1 protein-coding gene and 2 pseudogenes are annotated in these 4,983 nt (G+C 51.7%); 2 read left to right on the top strand and 1 reads right to left on the bottom strand.

The genetic code is table 11. From position 1 onward, the window contains the following. Positions 1–178: 178 nt before the first annotated feature. Both ATY29_RS33350 and ATY29_RS33340 read left to right on the top strand, forming a co-directional pair. Positions 179–1,281: pseudogene (locus ATY29_RS33350) on the top strand (IS3 family transposase); the annotation flags it as partial. A gap of 61 nt (positions 1,282–1,342) precedes the next feature. Then, positions 1,343–1,588: pseudogene (locus ATY29_RS33340) on the top strand (transposase domain-containing protein); the annotation flags it as partial. Between the two features lie 3,213 nt (positions 1,589–4,801). Here the strand turns inward: ATY29_RS33340 and ATY29_RS37340 are convergent. Next, the coding region (locus ATY29_RS37340; RefSeq protein ID WP_207797765.1) for a hypothetical protein at positions 4,802–4,983 on the bottom strand (182 nt) is incomplete at its 5' end.

The raw sequence follows: 4,983 nt of genomic DNA, 5'->3' as shown, positions 1-4,983 counted from the left end.
GGCATCCACGTCGGCATAAGTGGGGAATTTTACTTCGGCACTTCTGGGGAAAATTACGCGGCATTGACACGTGTCCGAGATCGTCGCGAAACGCTCGAACATGAGTAGAATCAACACCGTGCACCATGTCCACTAAATTTAAACCGGACAGCAGTGGAACAGGAGAGACCATGACGAGAGACCGCGCCGGAACCATACCCGGCCTTCAAGGCAAAGGTGGCGCTTGCCGCCATCAGGGGCGAGCAGACGCTGGTGGAATTGTCCCAGCAGTTTGACGTGCACGCCAACCAGATCAAACAGTGGAAAGACCAGCTCCTTGAGGGGGCGACAGGCGTTTTCGGTGATGAAGCGAAGGCGGAACCGGCGGGTCCAACCGTGGATGTCAAAACACTGCACGCCAAGATCGGCGAGCTGACACTGGAGAACGATTTTTGTCCGGTGCGCTCGGCAAGGCGGGATTGCTGGGCGGAAAGAAATGATCGACCGCGCACACAAACTGTCGGTCGTGCGCCAGGCGAAGCTTCTCGGCTTCAGCCGTGGCAGCGTCTACTATTCTCCACGTCCAGTGTCGGGTGGCGATCTTGCTCTGATGCGCCGATTTGATGAACTGCATCTCGAATACCCGTTTGCGGGAAGTCGGATGTTGCAGGGGCTTTTGAGGGGAGAAGGGCTGGAAGCTGGGCGATTGCACATTGCCACGCTGATGAAGAAGATGGGCATTGAGGCTATCTACCGCCGCCCAAACACTTCGAAACCGGCTCCCGGTCACAAGATCTATCCTTATCTCCTGCGAAAACTGGCGGTCATCGGCCCAACCAGGTATGGGCAATGGACCTGACTTACATCCCTATGGCACGGGGCTTCGTCTATCTCTGCGCCGTCGTCGACTGGTTCAGTCGTCGGGTTCTGTCGTGGCGGTTGTCGATCACGATGGAAGCGGACTTTGCATCGAAGCGGTCGAGGAAGCGCTTGCTCGTTACGGCAGGCCGGAAATCTTCAATACGGATCAGGGATCGCAGTTCACCTCCATCGACTTCACGGCGGTGTTGAAGAAGGCCGAAAGCGCCATCTCGATGGACAGCAAAGGCGCATGGCGGGACAACGTCTTTGTCGAGCGGCTCTGGCGGTCGATCAAATACGAGGAGGTTTACCTCCACGCCTATAAAACCGTCTGAAGCTCGCGCTGGCATCGGCACCCGACGCCCACATTCATCCCTTGACCGGCAGACGCCGGATCAGGCTTACTTCAACGCGCTGGCACCGATGATTGTGGCAGCATAATCGAGGCGAAAATCCACTTAGAAAAACGCCCGAAGCTGTTCAGACAAACCGAGCCAGCTCTGACAACATTCTCGAACGCGACATCAGGGTTTTTGCGACGGGAAGAAAATCGTGACTGTTCAGCGACACTGCTGACAGAGCCAAGGTCAGCGCAGTGATCTATAGTTTGATGCTGACCTGCCGCGCCTGTGGCGTCGACCCTCTGATCTGGCTGCGGCACGTGCTTACTGAGTTGCCGCAGCGAGACGACTACGCCGACATCGGCGACCTGCTACCGATCAACTTCTCGAAAACCTCCGCCGCCTAACGGAGCCGGATATCGCTACCGATGCGAGGCGGCTCCAGCGGTGCCGCAGCCGTCAATGCGCATCGAAAATCGCGCTTACCAATCTTCGGCAGGATATATCCTGATGTATATGCCGTGCGGCTGGTGGCAACGCTTTAGGGAGATCAATTTCTTAATGGTAAGTCACGGGGTGCATATCCAAGCCCTCTTGCCCTCGAAAAGCCAACAAATGTCACCGTCAAATGGCGTGGAATGACCTTTGATATCACTATCCGTCGCTGTCGAGCTGCAGATATGCTTAAGCAAAGGGCCACACAATTATTCGATAGCGTTTCGATCGTAAAAATGCCATTATTCGTTTCGAGTTCCTTGATTAGTTAAGCTATATATATCACCTCACCTTTTCTCATTGCTACAACGACGCATTCTTCATCATATAGAAAATTAAACAAATCTCTCCTATCTTGCAAGTATGGTATGGCTAACCTACAAATTGATGGATAATGAAGTTTATCACATGCGGAATGCCCTGTTCGACGCTACTAGGAGCTACGCAGTTCATAAGAGAGGGACGGTTAGAGTCAAATACCTTTATCTTGAGAGTGCGGATGCAGAACGCTCTGTGGACGCTGGACGGTTGGTCGGAACCGGAACATATGAAGTTCAGACCTACCCTCCGTATGCCGCTCCTGTTGATGCAAAGCCCTGGTTCATCGTTGTTGACAGCAGCGCAAACCTGAATGGCGCGATTGATGTGATAGCATGGGGGAGAGCGATAAGGTCATGATCGAAATCCCCGCTCATTGACCTGGCGCTTATGGAGTGTTTTGCGGTTTGTTGCTTTTTGCATGTGTTTGTTTCCCTTAAAGTCCTTGTATTTAACCGTCATATGCGGCGGGTAATAGATTATTATCAATAAGTCAGGTCAACAATATGCTTGTGTTGATTATTTCTATGCTTCCGATGCTTGGCGACCGCTGATCGAGCAGCCACGGACGGGCGCGTCACGCCACTATTATACTATATTTCTATTTATCACCGCTTTACGATTATTTGGCGTCGTAAGTTTGAGACGATGAGTATTTTCCTATTGCCTCTCGTTATTCTAATCAATTAACTCCAAGTAAGTTCAAGGAAATACTATTCTGGTATTGAACGACCAGGCCTTCTATCGAACCCGTGGAGTGCGAGGCGGGGACCGTTACCCGACTTGGCCAATCAGCAAATCAAGGCAGTCGGTCGTCGCCGGAAACTCTTATGCCTTAAGACATAAACAATACAGATTATCCAAAAGATATATATAAAGAGTCACATTCATTAATTCGAATAAGAACATAATAAAATTAACGTGAAAGGAGGCGTCAGCATAACACAGTACCCTCATAAAAAACAATTAAATAAAAGTGGCGGCGCAAAAACAGCACACGCCGCCATACATCTTGAAGATAACAGAAATACAACACGCACTCAATTGAGCCAACGGTGCGGAACCTCGATTTGGCCGTAAAAAGAACAATCATCCTGCTAAGCTCCCTGAAAGACGGCCGGCCATGATTGCAGTTGGTAATAAGTTTTTCCACTTATGATCGCTAAAGAATGTCGGCGCCTCCCAACGAAGACGGCGCGATCGCTATAGTAACGTAACCAAGGGGAAAACTGGGTAAGGGCAGAATGCACGTTTTGACTCACACCAAAGGTTTACCGCATGACACTTGATGTCGTTTGCTAATTAGGTTTGCACTTATTTAATGGACATTGCGTTTGCCAGTTATCCGCGCTCTGCGTAGTTGCTTACGACAATAATGACGGATCAAAAATAGCCTCAAAATTAGCGGGCATTAAGAAAGTTGTAGTACTAAACAAGATAGAATTTTATTTCAACAATTGAAATATGATGCTCTGGCATCAACTTACAAGTACAAGAGCGATAAGAAACATAAGCGGGGATCCTAAACCCCTGACTGAAGAAAAACAAACTCGCCGGGCCCACATGGCAGCCTGCTTCGAGGCGCGTCTACTCATGCGAAAGCTCTGCCGAGGAAATAGCAAGAACGAAAGCGATGAAGGCCAGAGCACCGCCTATAACATAAAGGCCTTTGCACAGCGCCACGAGCGCGCCAACTGCAACCATCAGCGCAAACGTCATGCCGGGGTTTGGTGATTTTAGGTAAGATTATGGTTGAGGGGAGAGAACCAAATTCGTTCTTCGAAAACGTTCGACGCTTAGTAGGCAGGGTAAGGATGGAGATTGTCTTGGAATGCCAGAACCAATGAGGCTTATATAGGGGATTTCCGGGTGCGCGAGTGACTCCAGGCATTCTGGCTCTATGACCAAGGGTTGTCGCATGGCTGTTCGTGTCTGGAGAAGGGCGCCCTACCTCATTGAGCCGCATTTTTAAAATTTTCAATCGGCAGATATGCCGTTTCGGTGCAATGAGAAGGCATTTTGAATGCCTCTCGTACCTCGCGAAGAGCCGCAGCTTCTGTGCAGTCCTTGGATGACGCTGAAGGTAGAGATCGCAGCTTTAGGTTCTGCCATAGGGCTGCCCGAATAGAGGCAGACCCCTGACCCATCCCACCAGACTATCTTGACCCGGTCTCCACAGCGCGCTTCATAATGCATCCCTCCATCAAATTCCGGGCAACCGGACGACTTTGATAATCTTCATAAAATGTTTGGCAGGATATATAGACATGTCAATTTCAATGGTTCCTACATTTCTAGGTTTCTGTGCATTGGAGCGTGTGTTTTGTAAGCCCCCCGGCCTGAGACGGTGAGCACATTGGTGCCCATGATCGTGTCGGAGGCCGCGCCGGCGGTCCAACCCGCCGTGACGGAAGCGCCGGCCCCGCCGCACCCCCGCCGGAAGCGCAGCGACGTCACGATCGAACTGGGTCGCGACCGACGCGTCCGCATGGACGCCGACATCGACACAGAAGCGCTTCATCTGCGATGATCCCCATTCCGAGCGGCGTGAAGGTCTGGCTGGCGACGGACCATACCGACATGCGCGCAGGCTTTCCCGGATTGTCGCTCTTTGGCCGTATGGGAGTTGCGCCGCGCCAAGCAGCTATTAGCGGGGCGGTAAATCTTCCAAGGCCACCTCCAACATTCAAGCTAATCTTAGCCCGGCCGCGCCGCAGACACCTCCGCCGGCTGTCAGCCGTTTCGACGATGGTCTGGGAAGGGAGCCGTCGTCAAAATGCCCTGTCTCCCTCGTTTGCTCAGTAGCTTCACGCTGTGCTTTCGTCGTCAAAGCCGGAAGGAAAAAGCATGACTAAAGAACTGCATACGACATAAGAGAGATGCGACAGTCGCCGCCTCTTGGGATGCTGGCTAAACGTCAACGTTTTGAAGGAAGACTGGCGACGTGCACATTCGATGTCGCCCCCGGCACTGGGGATCGTCTCATCTG

The sequence above is a fragment of the Rhizobium hidalgonense genome, from assembly GCF_002914525.1.
In the GTDB taxonomy this organism is placed as follows: Bacteria; Pseudomonadota; Alphaproteobacteria; order Rhizobiales; family Rhizobiaceae; genus Rhizobium; species Rhizobium hidalgonense.
Note: the sequence above shows the minus strand (reverse complement) of the source record. Positions and strands in the feature narration are given on the sequence as shown.